The 21,000-nt window shown below is 59.4% G+C and carries 18 protein-coding genes; 6 read left to right on the top strand and 12 right to left on the bottom strand.

Annotated elements, in window-relative coordinates; translation table 11 throughout:
* Positions 1 to 28: 28 nt before the first annotated feature.
* The gene (locus tag AC27VO_RS02415; RefSeq protein ID WP_488665110.1) at positions 29 to 808 is read left to right on the top strand and encodes a LytR/AlgR family response regulator transcription factor; all 780 of its coding nucleotides are present in this window, start codon (positions 29 to 31) and stop codon (positions 806 to 808) included.
* An 82-nt stretch (positions 809 to 890) separates the two neighbouring features.
* Here AC27VO_RS02415 and AC27VO_RS02410 read toward each other — a convergent pair whose 3' ends face one another.
* The 4 genes from AC27VO_RS02410 to polA all read right to left on the bottom strand — a co-directional run bounded on the left by AC27VO_RS02410 (position 891) and on the right by polA (position 5,910).
* The gene (locus AC27VO_RS02410; RefSeq protein ID WP_488665109.1) at positions 891 to 1,730 is read right to left on the bottom strand and encodes a ZIP family metal transporter; all 840 of its coding nucleotides are present in this window, start codon (positions 1,728 to 1,730) and stop codon (positions 891 to 893) included.
* 191 nt (positions 1,731 to 1,921) lie between these two features.
* A complete protein-coding gene (locus AC27VO_RS02405) occupies positions 1,922 to 2,227 on the bottom strand; it encodes an AzlD domain-containing protein (protein WP_488665108.1) in 306 nt (101 codons plus the stop codon).
* A complete protein-coding gene (locus tag AC27VO_RS02400; RefSeq protein ID WP_488665107.1) occupies positions 2,224 to 2,898 on the bottom strand; it encodes an AzlC family ABC transporter permease in 675 nt (224 codons plus the stop codon). The genes AC27VO_RS02405 and AC27VO_RS02400 overlap by 4 nt, the downstream gene beginning before the upstream one ends.
* Positions 2,899 to 3,087: 189 nt before the next feature.
* Positions 3,088 to 5,910 (bottom strand): DNA polymerase I, encoded by a 2,823-nt coding sequence (polA, locus tag AC27VO_RS02395; RefSeq protein ID WP_488665106.1) that lies wholly within the window; start codon positions 5,908 to 5,910, stop codon positions 3,088 to 3,090.
* 148 nt (positions 5,911 to 6,058) lie between these two features.
* Between polA and AC27VO_RS02390 the strand changes: the two genes are divergently transcribed.
* From AC27VO_RS02390 to AC27VO_RS02380, 3 genes are all read left to right on the top strand, one after another.
* Entirely contained in the window at positions 6,059 to 6,397 is a 339-nt protein-coding gene (locus tag AC27VO_RS02390; RefSeq protein WP_488665105.1) for a hypothetical protein, read from the top strand.
* Between the two features lie 69 nt (positions 6,398 to 6,466).
* On the top strand, positions 6,467 to 7,438 hold the full coding sequence (locus AC27VO_RS02385; RefSeq protein ID WP_488665104.1) for a homoserine kinase: 972 nt from the start codon (positions 6,467 to 6,469) through the stop codon (positions 7,436 to 7,438).
* 138 nt (positions 7,439 to 7,576) lie between these two features.
* A complete protein-coding gene (locus tag AC27VO_RS02380) occupies positions 7,577 to 8,419 on the top strand; it encodes a BPSS1780 family membrane protein (RefSeq protein ID WP_488665103.1) in 843 nt (280 codons plus the stop codon).
* A 76-nt stretch (positions 8,420 to 8,495) separates the two neighbouring features.
* Here the strand turns inward: AC27VO_RS02380 and AC27VO_RS02375 are convergent, their stop codons facing one another.
* On the bottom strand, positions 8,496 to 10,934 hold the full coding sequence (locus AC27VO_RS02375; protein WP_488665102.1) for a UvrD-helicase domain-containing protein: 2,439 nt from the start codon (positions 10,932 to 10,934) through the stop codon (positions 8,496 to 8,498).
* Positions 10,935 to 11,222: 288 nt separating this feature from the next.
* Here AC27VO_RS02375 and AC27VO_RS02370 point away from each other — a divergent pair, with 288 nt between their 5' ends.
* Positions 11,223 to 12,200 carry a GMP reductase gene (locus AC27VO_RS02370; RefSeq protein ID WP_488665101.1) on the top strand — a complete coding sequence of 326 codons (978 nt, stop codon included), beginning with the start codon at positions 11,223 to 11,225 and terminating at the stop codon, positions 12,198 to 12,200.
* A 153-nt stretch (positions 12,201 to 12,353) separates the two neighbouring features.
* Positions 12,354 to 13,436: a porin gene (locus AC27VO_RS02365; RefSeq protein WP_488665100.1), complete on the top strand. Its 1,083-nt coding sequence runs from the start codon at positions 12,354 to 12,356 to the stop codon at positions 13,434 to 13,436.
* Between the two features lie 256 nt (positions 13,437 to 13,692).
* On the opposite strand, the gene AC27VO_RS02360 is transcribed toward AC27VO_RS02365, so the two are convergent.
* The 7 genes from AC27VO_RS02360 to AC27VO_RS02330 all read right to left on the bottom strand — a co-directional run bounded on the left by AC27VO_RS02360 (position 13,693) and on the right by AC27VO_RS02330 (position 20,982).
* Positions 13,693 to 14,625 carry an electron transfer flavoprotein subunit alpha/FixB family protein gene (locus AC27VO_RS02360; protein WP_488665099.1) on the bottom strand — a complete coding sequence of 311 codons (933 nt, stop codon included), beginning with the start codon at positions 14,623 to 14,625 and terminating at the stop codon, positions 13,693 to 13,695.
* A gap of 20 nt (positions 14,626 to 14,645) precedes the next feature.
* Positions 14,646 to 15,395: an electron transfer flavoprotein subunit beta/FixA family protein gene (locus tag AC27VO_RS02355; RefSeq protein WP_488665098.1), complete on the bottom strand. Its 750-nt coding sequence runs from the start codon at positions 15,393 to 15,395 to the stop codon at positions 14,646 to 14,648.
* Between the two features lie 129 nt (positions 15,396 to 15,524).
* Positions 15,525 to 16,508, bottom strand: coding sequence for a Bug family tripartite tricarboxylate transporter substrate binding protein (locus AC27VO_RS02350; protein ID WP_488665097.1), 984 nt, complete (start codon positions 16,506 to 16,508; stop codon positions 15,525 to 15,527).
* A 29-nt stretch (positions 16,509 to 16,537) separates the two neighbouring features.
* The gene (locus AC27VO_RS02345) at positions 16,538 to 17,539 is read right to left on the bottom strand and encodes a Bug family tripartite tricarboxylate transporter substrate binding protein (RefSeq protein WP_488665096.1); all 1,002 of its coding nucleotides are present in this window, start codon (positions 17,537 to 17,539) and stop codon (positions 16,538 to 16,540) included.
* A gap of 107 nt (positions 17,540 to 17,646) precedes the next feature.
* Positions 17,647 to 18,888, bottom strand: coding sequence for a CaiB/BaiF CoA transferase family protein (locus tag AC27VO_RS02340; protein WP_488665095.1), 1,242 nt, complete (start codon positions 18,886 to 18,888; stop codon positions 17,647 to 17,649).
* A gap of 41 nt (positions 18,889 to 18,929) precedes the next feature.
* Positions 18,930 to 19,718: an oxepin-CoA hydrolase, alternative type gene (locus tag AC27VO_RS02335; protein ID WP_488665094.1), complete on the bottom strand. Its 789-nt coding sequence runs from the start codon at positions 19,716 to 19,718 to the stop codon at positions 18,930 to 18,932.
* A gap of 127 nt (positions 19,719 to 19,845) precedes the next feature.
* On the bottom strand, positions 19,846 to 20,982 hold the full coding sequence (locus AC27VO_RS02330; RefSeq protein WP_488665093.1) for an acyl-CoA dehydrogenase family protein: 1,137 nt from the start codon (positions 20,980 to 20,982) through the stop codon (positions 19,846 to 19,848).
* Positions 20,983 to 21,000 lie beyond the last annotated feature (18 nt).

Below are 21,000 nucleotides of genomic sequence, written 5' to 3'. Positions count from 1 at the left end.
GCAAACCAAAACTATCCGGAGATAAAAAATGCATGTACTGATCGTTGATGATGAACTGCTGGCTCGTAATCGTTTGCGCGTTTTACTCAGCGAATGCGAAGACCCCTCTTTACCCTTCACGATCGAAGAAGCTGCCAACGTGGCACAGGCGCAAGAATTTCTGCAACGCAGCGAAGTGCCAGTCGATCTCGTGCTGCTCGACATCCAAATGCCCGGCCCCGACGGCATGGTGCTCGCGCAAACACTGCGCAACCTTCCCCAGCCCCCTGCGCTGGTTTTTGTGACCGCCCACTCCATGTACGCCGCAGGTGCTTTTGAAGTGGATGCGGTGGACTACCTCACCAAGCCTGTGCGCCTGGAGCGCCTGCAGCAAGCCATTGCCAAGGTACGCCGTGCGCGCCCCCTGGACGGCAGCACCGGTACAGACACCGCCCCCGCACTGGTCATTCGTGACCGCGGCCGCGCAGAGCGCGTGCCCCTGCACCAGATCGTGTACCTGAAAGCCGAACAAAAGTATGTGACGGTGCGCACCATCACGCGCACTTACATCCTGGACAGCTCCTTGAGCGAGCTGGAGAACCGTTTCCCCAACCAGTTCGTGCGCATTCACCGCAACGCCCTGGTCAACCCTTCTCAGATGCGTGTGCTGGAGAAGCACTACACCGACGAAGAAGGTGAATGCTGGGCCATGCGCCTGCACAGCGTGCCAGAAGTTCTGCAGGTCTCGCGCCGCCAGCTTTCCTCCGTGCGTGCAGCCATTCAAGGCGTGCTGCGCCGCGCAGAGCCACAGCAGACAGAAACCGCCTGACACGGCCCGCCACTGCACTCCGCATCAAAAACGGCACCTTTCGGTGCCGTTTTGCTTATGGAGATTCGATTGCGCTGTCTACTCAGTGCGCATGCCCGCCGTGCGCCAAGCCGCTGACCACGGTCACCAGCACAATCCCCGTCACCAGCCATGCCACCTGCACCAGGCTTTCCGGGGCCGACAGGCGCTTTTGCAGCTGCGGAATCAGGTCCGACAGCGCCACATACACAAAGCTGCTGGAGGCCACCACCAGGAAATAAGGCAACGACTCCGCCATATGTCCAACCAGGAAGTAGCCCACCACACCGCCCAACGCCGTCACCGCGCCAGCCAATGAGACCTTGAGCAGCGCCAAATTCCGGTGCTTGCTGTTGCGCAACACCACCAGATCACCAATGTGGTGTGGCACCTCGTGTGCCAGCACCGACACCGCAGCAATCAAACCCAGGCGCATATCCGCCACAAAGGCCGAAGCAATCAAGATGCCATCGCCAAAACAGTGCACGCTGTCACCGGTCAGCAGCGACCAGCCACTGCTTTTGGCGCCATGGTGGTGGTCATGGTCTGCGTGTTCATGGGTTTCATGGGCGTGATGCGCATCGTGTGCACCATGCGCGTGTCCGCCATGGCTATGCTCATGGCCGTGGTGCCACAGCTCTGCCTTGGTCAGCAGGAAAAAGAACACCACCCCGATCAGCAGCGTCATGAACAGATCGTGCGCACTGGCCTCGCTGTTGAAAGCCTCTGGCAGTAAGTGCATGAAAGCCGTGGCCAGCAAGGCGCCTGCCGCCAGGCTCAGCAAGCCTTGTTGGGCACGGTCACTTTGGCTTTTGCCAAAGCCCACTGTCAAAAGCAAGTTAGCCACCCACACGCTTCCGATTCCAGAAGCCAGGGTGGCCAAGATAATGGCGACCAATGTCATAGCGAATGTTTTCTCTCGGGCCTGATGCCCTAACTGCCCAGCATTTTCTCTAAACCCCGCAAGCAGTGCTGCAATCCTTGCGGCAGCCTGAGTTGTTCACGTGGATGCTCAAGCCCCCATGGAACAACTTCACAGAACAGCGTACACAAGCTGTCAAGGGGTCACTTGGGGCTCCATGGTATGCGCCAGCACTACAGCAGCCAGCGCACCAGCGCCGCACTCACCGCCCCCAGCACCACCACCAGCAAAAATGGCAGGCGCAGCCACAGGGCCACAGCTGCCACACCCAGCGCAGCCAGCCGGGCATCGAGCACCAGGGCCGTGCCCACCGCCAGAGTGTTCATCACCGTCAGCGCCGACAGCAGCGCCACCGTCATGCATGCTGCCACCTGCGTCATGCGCGGGTTTTGCAGAAAACGCGCCGGAATGGCATAGCCCAGCCATTTGGTCAGCCAGGCCACCAAGCAGGCCCCTGCGATCCAGTACCACAGACTCATGCCTTGGCCTCCGGTGCGGACTGCGCATCCCGCGCCAGCCGTGCACTGCGCCACAGCCCCCATGCAGCCCCCACCACAGCCGCCACCAAAATAGGCAACCCAGGGGGCAGCAAAGGCACCGCCAGCATGGTCACCACGCCGCACAACACCGCCAGCGCAACGGGTTCACGCTGCTGCAGGCGTGGCCACAGTAGGCCCAAAAAGGCCGCCACGGCCGCGCCATCCAAGCCCCACTGGCGCGGATCACCCAGCGCATCGCCCAGCACCGCCCCCAGCAGGGTGAACGCATTCCACAGCACAAACACACCCACACCGGCCGTCCAAAAACCGCGCTGCTGCTCCACCGCCGTCACCTGACCCGATGCAGTGGCTGCGGACTCATCGATCGTCACGTGCGCCGCCAGCAGCTTGCGCCAGCCCACGGGCTGCAGCATGCGGTTCATCTGCATGCCGTAGACTGCGTTGCGCACGCCCAGCAGCGAAGCCGCGCCCAAGGCCGCAGAGCCTGCACCACCGCCCGCAATCACGCCGATGAATGCAAACTGCGAGCCGCCGGTAAACATCAATGCGCTGAGCGCCATGGCTTGCCACACACTCATCCCCGCCGCCACGGCCAGCGCCCCAAAAGAGATGCCGTACAGCCCCGTGGCCACCGAGATGGACAGCCCCATGCGTACTGCTGGCGTCCATGAAGACGGATGAATCACATGTCCCTCATATTTTTAAAAGAGCAGCCAGCGCTTGAAAAATCTAGGTTTCAAGTAGAAAACACGATGAAACCTATAAATAACCAGCGCTAGCCGCTCACTTTTTATAATTTCCCCACAGGAGAATCGACAGCGACAGCCTCAGATGTCGCGTCAGTGCGCCTTTTCCCAGTTCTCGCCCAGGCCCACTTCGGCCAGCAGCGGCACCGACAGTTGCGCCACCTCGGCCATCACGGCCGGGATGTGGGTGCGCAACCAGTCGGCTTCGCTGGCGGGCAGCTCAAACACCAGTTCATCGTGCACCTGCATGATGACTTGGATTTCTGGCTTTTCCGCATCCAGCTTGGCTTGCACGGCCACCATGGCTTTTTTGATCAGGTCCGCCGCCGTGCCTTGCATGGGCGCGTTGATCGCCGCGCGCTCGGCTGCTTTCTTGCGAGGGCCGCTGCCGCCGTTGATTTCAGGCAGATACAGACGGCGACCGAACACCGTTTCCACATAGCCCTGGGCATGCGCCAGCTCTACGGTTTCGTCCATGTAGCGCTTCACACCGGGGTAGCGCTGGAAGTATTTGTCGATGTAGGCCGCAGCGGCCTTGGTTTCGATGCCCAAATTCTTGGCCAGGCCAAAGCTGCTCATGCCGTAGATCAGGCCAAAGTTAATCACCTTGGCGTAGCGGCGCTGCTCGCTGCTGACTTCATCCACGCTCACACCAAACACCTCGGCGGCGGTCGCCTTGTGCACATCCTGGCCGTGTTTGAAGGCGTTGAGCAAGGCCTCATCGCCCGACAGGTGGGCCATGATGCGCAGCTCGATTTGCGAGTAGTCGGCGCTGGCAATCAGTTTGCCCTCGGGGGCCACAAAGGCTTCGCGCACGCGGCGGCCTTCCGGGGTGCGCACGGGAATGTTCTGCAGATTGGGGTCGTTGCTGGACAAGCGCCCGGTCACCGCCACGGCCTGCGCATAGTGCGTGTGCACGCGGCCAGTGCGTGGCAGCGCCATCTGCGCCAGCTTGTCGGTGTACGTGCCTTTGAGTTTGGAGAGGCTGCGGTGCTCCAGCAGCTTGGCGGGCAACGGGTAGTCTTCGGCCAGTTTCTCCAGCACCTCTTCATCGGTGCTGCGCGCGCCGGTGGCGGTTTTCTTCACCACGGGCATCCCCAGCTTGTCGAAGAAGATCTCGCCCAGCTGCTTGGGTGATGCCAGGTTGAAGGGCTGACCGGCAATCTCGTAGGCCTCGTTTTCCAGCTGCAAGATGCGTGCGCCCAGATCATTGCTCTGGCGCGCCAGCTCACCGGCGTCAATGCGCACGCCGTTGCGCTCGATGCGGAACAGCGCCTCGCTGGTCTGCATTTCCAGCGCATAAATGTGCAGCAGACCGGAGTTGGCCTGAATTTGCGGCCACAGCACGCCATGCACATCCAGGGTCTGGTCCGAATCTTCACAGCTGTACGCCGCCGCTTTATCTACGGGCACCTGGGCAAACGGAATCTGGCTCTTGCCCTTGCCGCACAGGTCCTCGTAGGTGGTGCCAGTGCGGTTCACGTGGCGCAGCGCCAGGCTGGTCAGGTTGTGCGGGCGATGTACTTCCAGCACATAGGACTGCAGCATGGTGTCGTGCGCATAGCCGCGCACGGTGATGCCGTGGTTGGCCAGCACATGCTGGTCGTACTTCACGTTCTGGCCCAGCTTCTGCTTGGAAGCGTCTTCCAGCCAGGGTTTGAGCTGCGCCAGCACCCAGTCCATGGGCAGTTGCTGGGGCACATCCATACCTTCGTGGCGCAGCGGAATGTAAGCCGCTTCACCCACAGCCACGCTCAAGCTGATGCCCACAATCTGCGCCACCATTTCGTCGAGCGAATCGGTTTCGGTGTCGATGGCCGTCAGCTCGGCTGCGTTGATCTTGGCCAGCCATTCATGGAACTGCGCCTCGGACAGGATGGTGGTGTAGACCACGTCTTGTTGCTGCGCCGCAACAGCCACTTCGGTGGCCGCCGCATCGTCCGCATCAAACATATCGCCTTGCGGCGATGCCAGGGCCGGCTTGGTGGCCTTGTCGGCCCTGGGCGCTGGTGCTTCGGCTGCTGCCGCGCCACCGATGGCGCGGGCCAGGCCCTTGAAACCGTATTGCTCGTAAAACGGCAGCAGGCCGGCAGCATCGGGTTCATCCAGGGTGATGTCGTCCAGTGCGGGCAGGCCGGGAATGTAGTCGGCCAGTTCGCAATCGGTCTTCATGGTGACGAGCTGGCGGCTCAACGCCAACTGGCCGCTGGCAATGGCATCACGCAGGTTTTGGCCTGCAACGCCCTTGATAGCGTCGGCATTAGCTATCAAATTGTCTAATGAGCCATGTTCTTCCAGCCACTTGGCAGCGGTCTTGGGGCCGACCTTGGTCACGCCGGGCACGTTGTCCACGGTATCGCCCACCAGAGCCTGGTAGTCGATCATCTGGGCCGGCGGCACCCCAAACTCAGCCGTCACCCCAGCCACATCGCGGCGCTTGCCGTTCATGGTGTCGATGATGGTGATGCGCTCATTGACCAGTTGGCTCAAGTCCTTGTCGCCGCTGGAGACAATGACTTCCATGCCTTGCCCAGCCGCCATGTGCGCCAGCGTGGCGATGACGTCATCGGCTTCCACACCGGGCACGGCCACCACTTTCCAGCCCAGCAGGTCCACCACCTGGTGAATGGGCTCAATCTGGCTGCGCAAGTCATCAGGCATGGGCGAGCGCGTGGCCTTGTACTGGTCGTACATGGCATCGCGGAAGGTCGGTCCAGAGGTGTCGAACACGCACACCGCATAGTCAGCCACCACGTCTTTGCGCAGCGCCTGCATCATATTGATCATGCCGCGGATGGCGCCCGTGGCGGGGCTGGAGGGGTCACCCGGTACGGCCCGCAGATCGGGCATGGCATGGTAGGCGCGGTAGAGGTAGCTGGAGCCGTCTACCAGCACCAATGTCTTGGAATTGCTCATAGCGGCCCATTGTGCCTGCCGCGCCGCCTGGCTGGAATCTCATGGTCTTGCCAGCACACCAACCGCACAGCGTGCGCCATACCCTCCAGCCTCAGCAATTGCGCGTGCATGCGTAGCCTACGCCCGGTAACAGAAATACAATGGCGGCATGCGCGCAGCCACCCTCCTCCTCACCTCCTTCCTGCTCACCAGCCCCGTGCTGGCACAGGACAAGGGCGAAAACTCGTCCCAACCCAGTGCACAAGCACCCGAGCAGCTTCCAAAGACAGAGCAGCAGCAAGGCGATAAGCGCAACCAGCGCATTGAGCGCATTCGTGTGGAAGACGGCGGCAGCCGTGTGGATGAGCTGCGCGTCGGCGGTGAAACCAAGAACATCACCGTGCAACCCAAGGTGGGCAACCTGCCCGCCTACGAAGTACAGCCCCAGAACACCGAAGGCGCTGACGGCACCAATGGTCGCCGTGTCTGGCGCGCGCTGCAGTTCTAAACCCGCCCCCCACTTTCACCTGCTGTCGCACCAACGCTGCAGCAGGTTTGTCTTTTTTTGAGCCTGAGCATGGCCGTTTTTACCGAAGTCTCCGACAAAGACGCGCGCGAATTGCTGCGCCGCGTTCCCCTGGGCCAACTCACCGAGCTGCGTGGCATTCAAGGTGGCATTGAAAACACCAACTACTTTCTGACAACCGATCAAGGAGAGTGGGTGCTAACTTTGTTTGAACGTTTAAAGGCTGAGCAACTGCCTTTTTACCTCTACCTGATGAAGCACCTGGCCCACCAGGGCATCCCTGTGCCCGATCCGCAGGCCGATGCCAAGACGGGCGACATCCTGCACAAGGTGTGCGGCAAGCCTGCAGCCATCGTGCAAAAACTGCACGGCAAGAGCCAGCTGCAGCCCCAGGCCGTGCACTGCGCTGCCGTAGGCGACATGCTGGCAAAAATGCACTTGGCCGGCCGTGATTACGACCGTGAGCAGCCCAATCTGCGTGGCCTGCCCTGGTGGAATGAAACCGTTCCCGTGGTCCTGCCGCACCTAGGGCAGGAAGCTGCCGACTTGCTGCAGGCCGAGCTGGCGTTCCAGAACCACACCGCCGCCTCCAGCGCCTACAAGGCCCTGCCGCGTGGCCCCGTGCATGCCGACCTGTTCCGCGACAACGTGATGTTTGACGGTGACACCCTCACCGGCTTCTTCGACTTCTACTTCGCCGGCTGCGACACCTTCTTGTTCGACCTGTGCGTGTGCCTGAACGACTGGTGCATTGACCACGCCACCGGCGCGCACGATGCCCCCAAGGCGCAAGCCATGCTGGCCGCCTACCAGGCCGTGCGCCCGCTGGAGGCTGCCGAGCGCCAGTTGCTCAACGCCATGCTGCGCGCCGGAGCGCTGCGCTTCTGGATCTCTCGCCTGTGGGATTTCTACCTGCCACGCGAGGCTTCCATGCTGGTGCCGCACGACCCTACGCACTTCGAGCGCGTGCTGCGCCAGCGCGTGGCCTACCCCATGGCGCTGGAGTCCGCCGCCACGGCCTAACCCCCGCAGCAGGCACGCGCCTGTGCGACTTTGGCAACGCAGCAGCCCCACACCCCGCTATGCCAGGGAGGTGTGGGGTACATTCAGCGCGTTGCAATGGCTGCCCTTCGCAGCTTGTGCCAGCCTTCCCCCACCGTCATGAAACTTCATATCGTTCCTGCCAGTACCGGCCTGCAATGGGTCAAACTGGGCATGCAAACCTTCTGGCACCAGCCCATGGCGCTGACCGCGCTGCTATTTCTGAGCATGGCGGCCGTGTCCTTGATCGGCATGTTCCCCATCATTGGGCCCTACATCGCGCTGATGCTGATGCCCACCGTGTTCCTGGTCATGATGCTGGGCGCCTCCGAAGCCGCCCACGACCGCACGCCACGCCCCAGTCTGCTGCTGACCCCGTTTCGGGCAGGCAAGTCTCGTCTGCAGGCCCTGCTGATCCTGGGCCTGTTCTACGGCGTGGGTATTGTGCTGATCACACTGCTGACCTCTGTGTTTGATGACGGCACCCTGGCCCAGATGTCGCTGGGCAATGAGCCCATGACGCCTGAGCGCGCCGAAGAGCTGGTGCAGCAACCTGGCTTTCAGATCGCCCTGTGGGGTGGCTTTGCGCTGTACAACGTGCTGGCCATGCTGATGTGGCATGCCCCCGCCCTGGTGCACTGGCACGGCGTGTCGCCCGTCAAGGCGATCTTTTTCAGCGTGATTGCCTGTGTGCGCAACTTCCGCGCTTTCTTCATGTATGCCCTGGGCTGGCTGGGCCTGGCACTGGCAGCAGGCCTGGTCCTGTCGCTGATCACCCTGGTTCTTTCAGTACTGCTGGGCGCAGGCACGGCCCTGGCCACCAGCATCCTGACCGTCATGCTCGGCATGGGGCTGGTCACCATGTTTCTGACTTCGGCGGTCTTTACATTCCGCGACTGCTTCTCGCCCCCAGACCACGAGCGCACGCTGCATGTCGATGATGTGACGTACGACTACAAGTAAGCCGCACGCATGCCACCACATAAAAAAGGGACGCTGACAGCGTCCCTTTTTTATGCCTGCAGCGCGCTTGCGCGGCTCAGTCCACGATGGTCAGCTTGGCAATCGCCAGCGCCAGCCATTTGGTGCCGTGACGTGGGAAGTTGATCTGCGCACGCGCATCGTCACCTGTGCCTTCGACGGACAGCACCTTCCCTTCACCAAACTTGGCGTGGAACACGGTGATGCCTTTGACAATGCCGTGGCCGGGCACCGTTTTTTGCACCGGCACTTCCGGGCTTTTGAAGACTTCAGGGCCCTTGGGCGTATAAGCACCAAATTGACCTCTAGGGCTTGATCCGTAAGCGCTACCAGCTCCACTTTTAGGTGCAAAACTACCAAAACCACCTTTGGCACTGATCCACTTGAGCGCACTTTCGGGCAGCTCATCGAGGAAACGGCTGGGCAGGTTGAACGTGGTGCGCCCGTGCAGCATGCGGCTTTGCGAGTGGCTCAGGTACAGACGCTTGCGCGCCCGGGTGATGGCCACGTACATCAGGCGGCGCTCTTCCTCCAGCCCGCCCCGGTCGCTCATGGCGTTTTCGTGGGGGAACAGGCCTTCTTCCAGGCCACCGATAAACACGCAGTCAAACTCCAGCCCCTTGCTGGCGTGCACCGTCATTAATTGCACCGCGTCTTGCCCGGCTTGGGCCTGGTTGTCGCCCGCTTCCAGCGCAGCGTGCACCAAGAAGGCTTGCAGGGGCGAGAGTGTTTCTCCGGTTTCAGCATCCGTACCTCCCACACCACCCAAAGGCAGGTCCAGCATGGGCAAGCTGCTATCAATGCCTTGGCTGACGGGGCTTTGCGTCAGCGGTGCACCGGTTTCATCAATGGGCAGCGCCACGGCGTCTTTGCCAAAGCCTTCCTGGGTGACAAAGCTCTCGGCCGCGTTGATCAACTCTTTCAAGTTTTCAATGCGGTCTTGGCCTTCTTTTTCGTTCACATAGTGGTCAATCAGGCCGCTGACTTCCAGCACGCGCTCAATGGTCTGGCGCAGGGTTTTGCCTTCGGTTTCTTCGCGCAGCACTTCCATCTTGGCCACAAAGCCTTGCAGCTTGGTGCCTGCGGCACCGCTGACCAGCGTGGCCGCATCGCTGAGCGAGCAGCCCGATGCGCGGGCGGCTTCCTGCAACGTTTCAATGCTGCGCGCGCCAATGCCGCGTGCGGGGAAGTTCACCACGCGCAGGAAGCTGGTTTCGTCGTGCGGGTTCTCAATCAAGCGCAGATAGGCCAGCGCGCTCTTCACTTCCGCGCGTTCAAAAAAGCGCATACCGCCATACACGCGGTACGGAATACCAGCGTTGAACAGCTTGCTTTCAATCACCCGGCTTTGCGCATTGCTGCGGTACAGCACGGCGATTTCCTGGCGGCTGTAGCCGTCGTTGCGCACCAGATCTTTGATCTCGCCGACCATCCAGCTGGCTTCATCCAGATCAGTAGGGGACTCCATCACCCGCACTGGTTCGCCCGCGCCCTGGTCGGTGCGCAGGTTCTTGCCCAACCGTTCGCTGTTGTGCTCAATCAGCGCATTGGCACTGTCCAGAATGTTGCCGTAGCTGCGGTAGTTTTGCTCCAGCTTGATTTGCTGCTGCACGCCAAACTCACGCACAAAATCGCTCATATTGCCCACGCGAGCGCCGCGAAAGGCATAGATGCTCTGGTCATCATCCCCCACCGCCAGCACGCTGGCTGTGCCTTGCAACTGGCCGCCCACCATCTCACCCGCCAATTGCTTGAGCCAGGCGTACTGCAGCTTGTTGGTGTCCTGAAACTCATCCACCAAGATGAAGCGAAAGCGCCGCTGGTAATGCTGGCGCAGGTGCACGTCGTCACGCAGCATCTCAAAGCTGCGCAGCATCAGCTCGCCAAAGTCCACCACGCCTTCGCGCTGGCATTGCTCTTCGTACAGCTGGTACAGCTCCACTTTCTTCTTGGTGTCGGGGTCTGCGGCCACCACGTCTTTGGGGCGCATGCCCTCTTCCTTGCAACCGGCAATGAACCAGCTCAGCTGCTTGGGCGGAAAGCGCTCATCGTCCACGTTGTACTGCTTGCACAAACGTTTGATGGCGGAGAGCTGGTCTTGCGTGTCCAGAATCTGGAACGTCGCAGGCAGTCCGGCAGCCACATGGTGGGCGCGCAGCAAGCGGTTGCACAGACCGTGGAAGGTGCCAATCCACATGCCGCGCACGTTGTAAGGCAGCATGGCCGACAGGCGGGTGTTCATCTCCTTGGCGGCCTTGTTGGTGAAGGTCACGGCCATGATGCCGCCGGGCGAAACTTGTCCGGTCTGCAGCAGCCACGCAATGCGCGTGGTCAGCACCCGCGTCTTGCCCGAGCCTGCTCCCGCCAGCACCAGCGCATGGCCTTGCGGCAGGGTTACGGCGGCGTGCTGCTCGTCATTGAGACCTTGCAGCAAGGGCGAGTTCTGGGAGGGCGATGTGCCAGCGTTGGCACCGTCAAGCAAGTCGATGGGGAACATAGCCCTCCATTGTAGGAAGTGCGGCACACCCATCGCTGGCGCCGGTGCATGCCGGTCACACCGTGGCGGTATATGCCTAGTCATATACCGTTCATTCAAAGTGGCGGTTACTACGGGTATGCCCTGACCTATAGAATCAATCACCGGGCCCAAGTTTTTGTGGTCCGGTTTTTTTTGGCCAAAATTTTCCAACGCCAAAAATCCGGGCACCAAGCCAAGCGCCTTTCTTTTGAAAAATTGAGGTGGGTGAGACTCCCACCATGACCTTTTTCTGGAGCTTGGAAAATCATGGAAATCTTCGACTACGACAACATCCTGCTGTTGCCCCGCAAGTGCCGCGTGGAAAGCCGCTCGGAATGTGACGCCAGCGTGGAGCTGGGTGGCCGCACCTTCCGCCTGCCTGTCGTGCCTGCCAACATGAAGACTGTGTTGGACGAGAAGATCTGCAAGTTTTTGGCGCAGCACGGCTACTTCTACGTGATGCACCGCTTTGACATCGACAACGTGGCCTTCACCAAGGCCATGCAGTCGCAAGGCCTGTTTGCCTCGATCTCGTTGGGCGTCAAACAAGGTGACTACGACACGGTCGACCGTTTCGTGGCCGAAGACATCTGCCCCGAATACATCACCATCGACATCGCCCATGGCCATGCCGACAGCGTGAAGAACATGATCCAGTACCTGAAGGCCAAGATCCCTGCGGCCTTTGTGATTGCCGGCAACGTGGCCACGCCCGAAGCCGTGATCGATCTGGAAGCTTGGGGCGCAGACGCCACCAAGGTGGGCGTGGGCCCCGGCAAGGTGTGCATCACCAAGCTCAAGACCGGCTTTGGCACGGGCGGCTGGCAGCTGTCGGCGCTGAAGTGGTGTGCCCGCGTGGCCACCAAGCCCATCATTGCCGATGGCGGTATTCGCAGCCACGGTGACATTGCCAAGAGCATCCGCTTTGGCGCCACCATGGTGATGATTGGCTCGCTGTTTGCCGGCCATGAAGAGTCGCCCGGCAAGACCGTGGAAGTGGACGGCGAGCTGTTCAAGGAATACTACGGCTCGGCTTCTGACTTCAACAAGGGCGAGTACAAGCACGTCGAAGGCAAGCGCATTCTGGAACCTGTGAAGGGCCCGCTGAAGAACACGCTGATCGAGATGGAGCAAGACGTGCAGTCCTCCATCAGCTATGCCGGTGGCACCAAGCTGATGGACATCCGCAAGGTGAACTACGTGATCCTGGGCGGCGACAACGCCGGTGAACACCTGTTGATGTAATCACCGTTCATCGCTATCAAAAAAGCTGCCTTGTGCAGCTTTTTTTTCGCCATGCCGCAACAAAATGTGTAGCACCGCTCGTCCTACACCACACAAAATCAATACTCATAACAATAGCAATTACTCACTTTTGCTTTTGATTGGAGTTTTGAAATGAAGAGAAAACTGTTGGCCACGCTACCGCTCATCGCCCTGGGCAGCACTGCTTTTGCACAATCCTCGGTCACGCTGTTTGGTACCGTTGACGAAGCGGTGACCTACATCCGCGGCGATAACAACTGGTCCGGCTTGCAGTCGGGCGGCAATATGGACAGCCATCTTGGCTTTCGCGGCACGGAAGACCTGGGCGGCGGCTTGAAAGCCCAGTTCTGGCTGGAGTCAGGCATCTTGACCGACCAAGGTACCGGCGACTCCGGCGGTGGCCTGGACTTCAAGCGCCGCGCGACCGTCGGCCTGCTGGGGAATTTCGGTGAAATCCGCCTGGGCCGTGACGAAAGCGCCGCCTACCGCAGCATGAAACGCTTTGACGTCTTCAACAACGCCGGCATTGGCGGCACCCGCATGTGGGCTGACGGCTTTAACAGCACTGCACCTTTCTATGACGCCAAGCGCAAAGACAATGCTGTGGCCTACTACTCGCCCAACTGGGGCGGCTTTAACGTGGGCGTGAATTACGCCTTCGGTGAAAAGTCCACCGAAACCTGGAAAAACGGCTCCTACTGGGGATTGGCCCTGGGCTACGACAACGGCCCCTGGAGCGCGGCCTTGACTGCAGAGCAGCAAAACGACATCAACGTGCCGCTGGGCGTGCCTGCTGTCGACACCAACTTCAAGGAGCGAGCCTACTCAGCCGGTCTGGGCTATGACTTTGGCCGCATGAAAGTCTCGGGGGCCTATCGCCAAAACCGTTTGCAAAGCGACACCACGGGCTCTTTGAAGGGCAACACCTACATGCTGGGCCTGGCAGCCCCCGTGGGTGCAGCAGGCGTGGTCAAGGCCTCGTACAACCGCTATGAACGCGAAGTGCTGGCCGGTGGTGACAAGCTCAAGGCCGACCAGATTTCCCTGGGCTATGAGCACAACCTTTCCAAGCGCACCGCGCTGTACGGCACCTACTCTTACCTGAAGAACAAGGACAACGGCGGCGCCAACCTGGGTCTGTCCATGAACGGCGTCCCCACGGACGAAGACGGCAAACAACACGGTGTGCAAATCGGCGTGCGTCATACCTTCTAAGCCGCATCGGCCAAAACAGAGAAACCTGTTATGAAAGGAGCCTTTTGAGGCTCCTTTTTTCATGCATAAAGTCTGGCTCCCAGGGACTAATACAAGCAGACCAGCGTTTTTTCCTGCGTTTGCGATCTATGGCCGGCCCCTAGCAATCACCATCCAATCAACCTGTAAGGCTTGATCAGAAAGCGATTACAGCTATAAAAAAACAAAAGGAGCCAAAGGCTCCTTTTGTGCTTTTAGCGGTGCTGCTGCAACGTCTTTACAGCTTGCCCACCATCTCAGGCACAGCAGCGAACAGATCGGCTTCCAGGCCGTAATCGGCCACCGAGAAGATCGGGGCTTCAGGGTCCTTGTTGATCGCAACGATCACCTTGGAGTCTTTCATACCAGCCAAGTGCTGGATTGCACCAGAGATACCCGCTGCGATGTACAGCTGAGGTGCTACGATCTTGCCAGTTTGACCCACTTGCAAGTCGTTCGGTGCATAGCCTGCATCGACAGCTGCGCGGGATGCACCAATGGCTGCACCGAGCTTGTCTGCCAGGGGGGTCATCACTTCGTTGAACTTCTCTGCAGAGCCCAATGCACGGCCACCGGAGACGATGATCTTGGCAGCAGTCAGCTCGGGGCGGTCGTTCTTGGTCACTTCACGGCCCACGAAGGCGCTCTTGCCGGAGTCGGCCACAGCAGCCACGGTTTCCACCGCCGCAGAGCCACCGGTGGCAGCAGCGGCGTCAAAGCCTGTGGAGCGCACGGTGATGACCTTGGTGGCGTCGCTCGATTGCACGGTGGCAATGGCGTTACCGGCGTAGATGGGGCGCTCGAACGTGTCAGCCGACACCACGGCGGTGATGTCGCTGATTTGGGCCACGTCCAGCTTGGCGGCCACGCGAGGGGCGGCGTTCTTGCCGGAAGCGGTGGCAGGGAACAGGATGTGGCTGTAGTTACCAGCAATGGCCAGCACCTGGCCGGCCACGTTCTCAGCCAGGCCATCCTTGAGGGAAGCGCCGTCGGCGTGGATCACTTTGGACACGCCAGCGATCTGGGCTGCAGCGGCAGCAGCGGCGGCGGCGTTCTCACCAGCGACCAGCACGTGCACATCACCACCGCAAGCCTTGGCAGCGGTCACGGTGTTCAGGGTTGCGCCCTTGATGGAGGCGTTGTCGTGTTCAGCAATAACGAGTACGGACATGATTCTTCTCTCCTAGACGCTTAGATGACCTTGGCTTCGTTCTTCAGTTTGTCCACCAAAGTGGCAACGTCGGGCACCTTCACGCCAGCACCGCGCTTGGCGGGCTCAGCGACCTTCAAGGTCTTGATGCGGGGAGCCACATCCACGCCCAAGTCTTCCGGCTTGACGATGTCCAGCTGCTTTTTCTTGGCCTTCATGATGTTGGGCAAGGTGACGTAGCGGGGCTCGTTCAGGCGCAGGTCGGTGGTGATGATCGCAGGAGTGCTCAGGCTGAGGGTTTCCAGGCCGCCGTCGACTTCGCGGGTCACATTGACCTTGTCGCCAGCGACTTCGACCTTGGAGGCGAAGGTGGCCTGGGGCAGATCGGCCAGCGCAGCCAGCATCTGACCTGTCTGGTTGTTGTCACCATCAATGGCTTGCTTGCCCAGAATCACCAGGCCAGGCTGCTCTTTAGTCACCAGAGCGTTGAGCAGCTTGGCAATGGCCAGGGGCTGCAGATCGGCATCGGTTTCCACCAGGATGGCACGGTCAGCGCCAATGGCCATCGCGGTGCGCAGGGTTTCCTGGCACTGGGTCACGCCGCAAGACACAGCGATCACCTCCGTGACCACGCCTTTTTCCTTCAAGCGCACGGCTTCTTCAACGGCGATTTCGTCAAAGGGGTTCATGCTCATCTTGACGTTGGCGATGTCCACACCCGTGCCATCGGACTTCACGCGGACTTTGACGTTGTAGTCCACCACGCGCTTGACTGGAACCAATACCTTCATGGCTTTGTTCTTTCAGAGATTGTTGATTAAAACGTTCGCTAGCGCTTATACAACAAGCGCTAGCAGCTATGAATTCAGTAATTCAGAATTGTGACTTAGCCAATATGGAAGTGCGCGGAGCAAAACTCATTACTCAGCGACCATCCCCTTCTCCTTCACCACCTTGCTCCATTTGGCATAGTCTGTTTCCAAACTCTTTTTCAGCTCAACCGCAGGGATGAAGTTGGCAATGGCTCCCGCGCCCAAGATACGCTCTTGCACATCGGGTTTGGCCAAAATTTCTTTCAGTTCTTTATTCAAGCGCTGTACGACCGCAGGATCCATTTCCTTAGGCCCCAACAGTGCGCCCAACGACACGGCGGCAAAACCGTCAATGCCTTGCTCGGCAATGGTTTTGACCTCCGGCACCACCGACACTCGCTCGGGCGAACCTACGGCCACCGCCACCAATTTCCCAGACTTGATGTGCGGCAGTGCTGCTACCAAATCGGCGTACATGATCGGTACTTGCCCGCCAATGGTGTCAGTGATTGCCGGCACGCCGCCCTTGTAGGCTACGTGCTGCATGTCGAATTTGCCCAAATCTTTCAACAGCTCCATGCTCATATGGCCAAAGCTACCAGCGCCACTGGTGGTGTAGTTCAGTGGATCTTTTTGCGCACGCGCCTTCTCAATCAGTTGAGGCAAGGTATGCACACCGGGGAGCTTGGAAGGATTGACCACCATCACGATGGGCAGGTCATAGATCATGGAAATCGGTGTGAAATCCTTGGTCACATCGTAGCCAGCACCTTTGTAAAACAAAGGTGCAAACAATGTGGGCGTGGCCAGCGTCATCAAGGTGTATCCATCCGGTGCTGCACGCTTGACCTGCGTTGCAGCGATGGAGCCTGATGCACCTGCACGATTTTCCACAATCACGGGCTGCTTAAGTCGGTCCGACAACTCTTTACCCACAATGCGCGAGACCACATCGGTAGGGCCTCCGGCAGGGAACGGCACGACCAACGTAATTGGTTTACTAGGCCATGCTGTTTGCGCCCATGCGGTGCTGGCCAAAACAGTTGAAGCGGCGGCCAAGAGTACACGGCGGGTCATACGGAAGTTGTTCATTTTGTCTCTCATCTCTTGTGAATTTGTAGTTAATCGACCTTGGCTTCTGCTACTTCAATCAGCTGCTTCCACACAGGTGCGGCTTGGGCATAGGTCTTGGCAAATGCATCTGGACTGCTAAATACAGGCAGGAAACCTGCACCATCAATCCGTTCTTTGACTTTGGCGTCTTGGGCTGCCTGTTGAATCGCAGCAGACAGTGCATCCACCACGTCTTTGGGCGTGCCTATCGGTAAAGCCATACCGACAAAACCAGCGATGGCATAGGCATCATCGGTCACGCCCTGCTCAAAAATTGTGGGTACATTCGGCAAGACGGTCATACGCTCTTTACCGGTCACGCCAATGGCTTTCAAACGGCCACTATCAATAAAAGGTTTGGTGTTTTGTGCGCTGGAGAAGCACAGCTGCAGTTGCCCGCCAATGAGTTCTTGAATCATGGGCGCTTCACCGCGGTAAGCCACATGGCTCATATCTGCATCCATGCTCTTGCTCATGTATGCACCACCTAAGTGTGCATAGGAACCTACGCCCCAGCTACCGTACGAAACCTTGCTCTTGTTCTTTTTCACCCACGCCAACAGCTCTTGCATATTCTTGGCGGGCACGGAAGGGTGCACGACCAAAGTCACTGGGGCTGAAGCCAGCTCCGACAGCATCAACAAGTCCTTTTGGGGGTTGTAGGCCATCTTGGTGTAGAGGTACTGATTAATCAGTAACGACGTGCTCAGCGACAGCACCACGTTATAGCCATCAGGCACTGCTTTTGCGACTTGGTCTGTGCCTAGCATGCCAGCAGCACCCGCTTTGTTTTCCACAATGATGGGTTGGCCCAACTGCTTAGACATTGCCTCCGCCAGCACGCGCGCGACGATGTCCGTCGCGCCACCCGGGTTGAATGGCACGATGAAACGAATGGGCTTGTTTGGATAGTTGGCCTTGGCCCAAGCAGGCAAGCCGATCAGGCTACTACCTACTGCCGCAGCAGCCGCGGCCATGATGTGACGACGCGTTGTTTGAGTGCTATCCATGTTGTTGTCTCCCTGAAATAACGGGTTGGATGTAAAAAAATCCGCAACTCACCTCCTGCATGAACCCCTCTTTGGGGGCTTGCTGCACAAAAGGCTGCGCTGCTCAATCAAGTCTGTTGTTCTGGCAACGTGAGTACGCCTTTATCTTTCAATGCTTGCAGTTGCTCGTCACTCATAGACAGCAACTCTTGCAGCACCTCGCGGGTTGCCGCACCCAATGTGGGTGGTGTGTGACGAATGGGTAGGCGCTGACCATCCATGCGGTATGGCGGTGCAAACACCCATGTCTGCCCTGCCACAGGGTGTGGCATCTGCTGGAAGATGCCTGTTTGCTGCGTGCGCTCACTGGTCAACGCCTCGTGCAAGCCCGCCACCTCCCCGCAGGGAATATCACAGGCCTGCATGCGTTCGAGCAGTTGTTTCCGCGGGTGGATCGCAATGACTTGTTTGAGCAGCGGCAAGATCTCATGCCGATTTTTTGCACGCTCCACATTGGTTGCGTAACGTGGATCTTCAAACAAATCTGGGCGCTCAATCACCTTCCGGCAAAACGCCTCGTACTGACGGTTATTCCCCACACCAATGATCAAGGGGCCGTCGACTGCATCGAACAAACCATAGGGAACGATCGACGGATGTGCATTGCCATAGCGCTGTGTATCGTGCCCCAACAGCATGGCATCCAGCGCGTAGTAGCCATTGATGGTGACTCCACAGTCGTACAGCGCCAATTCAATTTGACGACCACGGCCATTACGGCTTTTGCGGTACAGCGCTGCCAGCACAGCTTGTGCGGCGTACATGCCGGTCATCAAATCGACCACGGCCACACCAAATTTCAAAGGAGGGGTACCCTGTTCGCCATTGATGGCCATCAGGCCTGCTTCAGCCTGGATCACCAGATCGTAACCCGGGCGTTTGGCTTCCGGGGTATCACTGTTGTAGCCGGCCACGCTGCAGTAGATCAGGTCAGGCTTGATGGACCGGAGCTTTTCGTAACCCAGGCCCAGCTTGTCAGCGCCACCGTGTTTGAAGTTGTGAATCACCACGTCAAACTGCGGCAACAAGTCATAAATGATTTGCACGCCTTCGGCGCTTTGCAAATCCAGCGTGACCGAACGCTTGTTGCGGTTCATGCTGTTGTAGTAGGTGGTCTCGGTCTTGCCGATGCGCATGCCCCAGTCACGGGTATCGTCACCACGGCCCGGGTGTTCGACCTTGACCACATCGGCACCAAAATCGGCCAGTACCTGCCCACACAAGGGACCTGCAAACACGCGTGACAAATCCAGTACGCGCACACCTTCCAGCGGGAAATCCTGGCCTTCTGGCAATGTGGATATCGTCATTTTTTGTCTCCTTGAGCCTTGTTGTTGATTCGCAGCTGCGTTTATTGCGCGCTGCGAAATTGCGAGCTGCGCTTTTCCAGAAATGCACCAATGCCTTCACGCGCTTCTTCGCTCTCTTGTGAGCGCACCATGTATTGGGCTTCCAGCTCCAGCTGCGCGTCCAAGGTGTTGCGCGGCGCTTGGCGACACAAGTCTTTGATACGGGCCATGGCCAGCTCCGGGCCTTGTGCAATCCGCTGCGCCAACACCAAAGCTTGTTCCAGCGCCTGTCCAGCATCAGTCAGGCGGTTCACCACACCCAGCTGGTGCATGCGTTCACCGCTAATGCGCTCACCCGTCAGGCATAACTCGGTCAATACCTGGCGGGAGACGTATTCGGCCAAGAAGGCCGTGGCTCCTCCATCGGGCGTCAAGCCTACCTTCACATAAGCAACCGAGAACACACTGTTCTTGGCAGCCACCAGCATGTCGCACGCCAATGCCAGCGACAGACCGGCACCCGCCGCTGCGCCCTCTACGGCAGCAATCACTGGTTTTGGGCAATCGCGCACAGCACGGATCAGGTCATGCAACCCTTCGAGCTTGGCGCGGCGCTCTGACTCCGGCAGTTCACGGCGCTTGGCCAGCTGACGCAAATCACCACCCGCACAAAAGTGACCGCCCTCACCCGTCAGGACAATGGCCCCTACGCTGGGGTCAGCCGCTGCCTGCTGCAAGGCAGCCGTGACTGCGGCATAGAACGCAGGCGACAGGGCATTGCGTGCCGCCACGTTGTTGTTGGAGAGGATGAGCAACGCACCTTCACGGCGCATCAACAGGGGTTCACTCACGGCAGATCTCCTTCATTGTTCTCATGGTTCAGGTGCAGCCCACCGCCCAGCAGATGCCAAGCAAGGGCTGCCACGCAGCGATGTTCCGTCCCCTTGCACCAGGGCCAGCACAACGCTGCACACTGATTTAGCCGTTGTGACCCAGCGCAACAAAGCGCGCCAGGTGGTGGTCTTCATCGCCAAACTGGTGGTCGATCATCACCAGGCGCTTGGCGTAGTGCGCCAGTGGCAATTCCCAAGTCATGCCGATACCGCCGTGCAGCTGAATGCTTTCTTCGGCCACCAAAGTGCCCACATAGCCCACGGTGTACTTCGCCGCAGACAGTGCTTTTTGCTGTGCCGCGCCTTCGGCGTTGTCGATCGCATCGGCGGCGTTGATGACTGCAGAGCGGGCTTGCTCGATTTCCAGCAGCACATCGGCCATGCGGTGCTGCAGCGCCTGGAACGTACCAATCGCCACACCAAACTGCTTGCGCGTTTGCAGGTATTCCAGCGTGTGCTGCTTGGCCACATCCATGGCACCCACCGATTCGGCGGACAGCGCCAGCAGGGCATAGCCGCTGATACGCTCCAGCACAGCATGGCCCTTGGCTTCTGCACCCAGCAGCGCATCGCCAGGCAACTGCACGTTGTTCAACGTCAGCTCCGCCACGCGGCCGCCTTCAAAGCGCTGCAGGCTACGCTTGGTGATGCCGGCGGCATTGCCGTCCACCAAGAACAGGCTGATGCCGTCCTGGTCGTACTGGTTGCCCGACGTACGCGCCGAGATCAACAGCAAATCGGCCTTGGCACCAAATGCCACCACGCCCTTAGCGCCGTTCAGCGTCCAGCCCGTGGCCGATTTGGTGGCCGTGGTCTTGACGTTATTCAGCTCATAGTGGCTGCCCGGTTCATCGTGCGCCAAGGCAGCAATCACGCCGCCCGCCACGATGTCTTCCAGCTTGGCTTTTTGCGATTCAGTACCTGCTGCGATCAGGGCCTGGCCCACCACCAGTGCACCCAGCAAAGGCTCAGCCACCAAGCCACGGCCCAGCGCCTCAAACACCACGCTGATGTCAAAGCCTGCGCCGCCAAATCCGCCGTCTTCTTCTTTGAACAGCGCGCCAATGGCGCCCAGCTCGGCAAACTGGGCATACAGCTCGGCGCTGTGCCCTTCTTCGCCATAAGCGATGTGGTTGCGGTGCTCGATACCGTATTGCTCAGACACAAAGCGGTTCAAGGTGTCCGCCAGCATACGGCGGTCTTCGGTGTGTTCGAAGTTCATGGTCTTGTTCCTTCTTTG

It is taken from the genome of Comamonas sp. 14P8.1.4, assembly GCF_057799285.1.
The sequence above is the reverse complement of the archived record's forward strand: the minus strand, read 5'-3'. Positions and strand labels throughout refer to the sequence as shown.

Bases quoted from the DNA above. Each gene is read 5' to 3' on its own strand.
- AC27VO_RS02415 (WP_488665110.1), top strand. From the start codon at position 29: ATGCATGTACTGATCGTTGATGATGAACTGCTGGCTCGTAATCGTTTG.
- AC27VO_RS02410 (WP_488665109.1), bottom strand. From the start codon at position 1,730: ATGACATTGGTCGCCATTATCTTGGCCACCCTGGCTTCTGGAATCGGA.
- AC27VO_RS02405 (WP_488665108.1), bottom strand. From the start codon at position 2,227: ATGAGTCTGTGGTACTGGATCGCAGGGGCCTGCTTGGTGGCCTGGCTG.
- AC27VO_RS02400 (WP_488665107.1), bottom strand. From the start codon at position 2,898: ATGGGGCTGTCCATCTCGGTGGCCACGGGGCTGTACGGCATCTCTTTT.
- polA (WP_488665106.1), bottom strand. From the start codon at position 5,910: ATGAGCAATTCCAAGACATTGGTGCTGGTAGACGGCTCCAGCTACCTC.
- AC27VO_RS02390 (WP_488665105.1), top strand. From the start codon at position 6,059: ATGCGCGCAGCCACCCTCCTCCTCACCTCCTTCCTGCTCACCAGCCCC.
- AC27VO_RS02385 (WP_488665104.1), top strand. From the start codon at position 6,467: ATGGCCGTTTTTACCGAAGTCTCCGACAAAGACGCGCGCGAATTGCTG.
- AC27VO_RS02380 (WP_488665103.1), top strand. From the start codon at position 7,577: ATGAAACTTCATATCGTTCCTGCCAGTACCGGCCTGCAATGGGTCAAA.
- AC27VO_RS02375 (WP_488665102.1), bottom strand. From the start codon at position 10,934: ATGTTCCCCATCGACTTGCTTGACGGTGCCAACGCTGGCACATCGCCC.
- AC27VO_RS02370 (WP_488665101.1), top strand. From the start codon at position 11,223: ATGGAAATCTTCGACTACGACAACATCCTGCTGTTGCCCCGCAAGTGC.
- AC27VO_RS02365 (WP_488665100.1), top strand. From the start codon at position 12,354: ATGAAGAGAAAACTGTTGGCCACGCTACCGCTCATCGCCCTGGGCAGC.
- AC27VO_RS02360 (WP_488665099.1), bottom strand. From the start codon at position 14,625: ATGTCCGTACTCGTTATTGCTGAACACGACAACGCCTCCATCAAGGGC.
- AC27VO_RS02355 (WP_488665098.1), bottom strand. From the start codon at position 15,395: ATGAAGGTATTGGTTCCAGTCAAGCGCGTGGTGGACTACAACGTCAAA.
- AC27VO_RS02350 (WP_488665097.1), bottom strand. From the start codon at position 16,508: ATGAACAACTTCCGTATGACCCGCCGTGTACTCTTGGCCGCCGCTTCA.
- AC27VO_RS02345 (WP_488665096.1), bottom strand. From the start codon at position 17,539: ATGGATAGCACTCAAACAACGCGTCGTCACATCATGGCCGCGGCTGCT.
- AC27VO_RS02340 (WP_488665095.1), bottom strand. From the start codon at position 18,888: ATGACGATATCCACATTGCCAGAAGGCCAGGATTTCCCGCTGGAAGGT.
- AC27VO_RS02330 (WP_488665093.1), bottom strand. From the start codon at position 20,982: ATGAACTTCGAACACACCGAAGACCGCCGTATGCTGGCGGACACCTTG.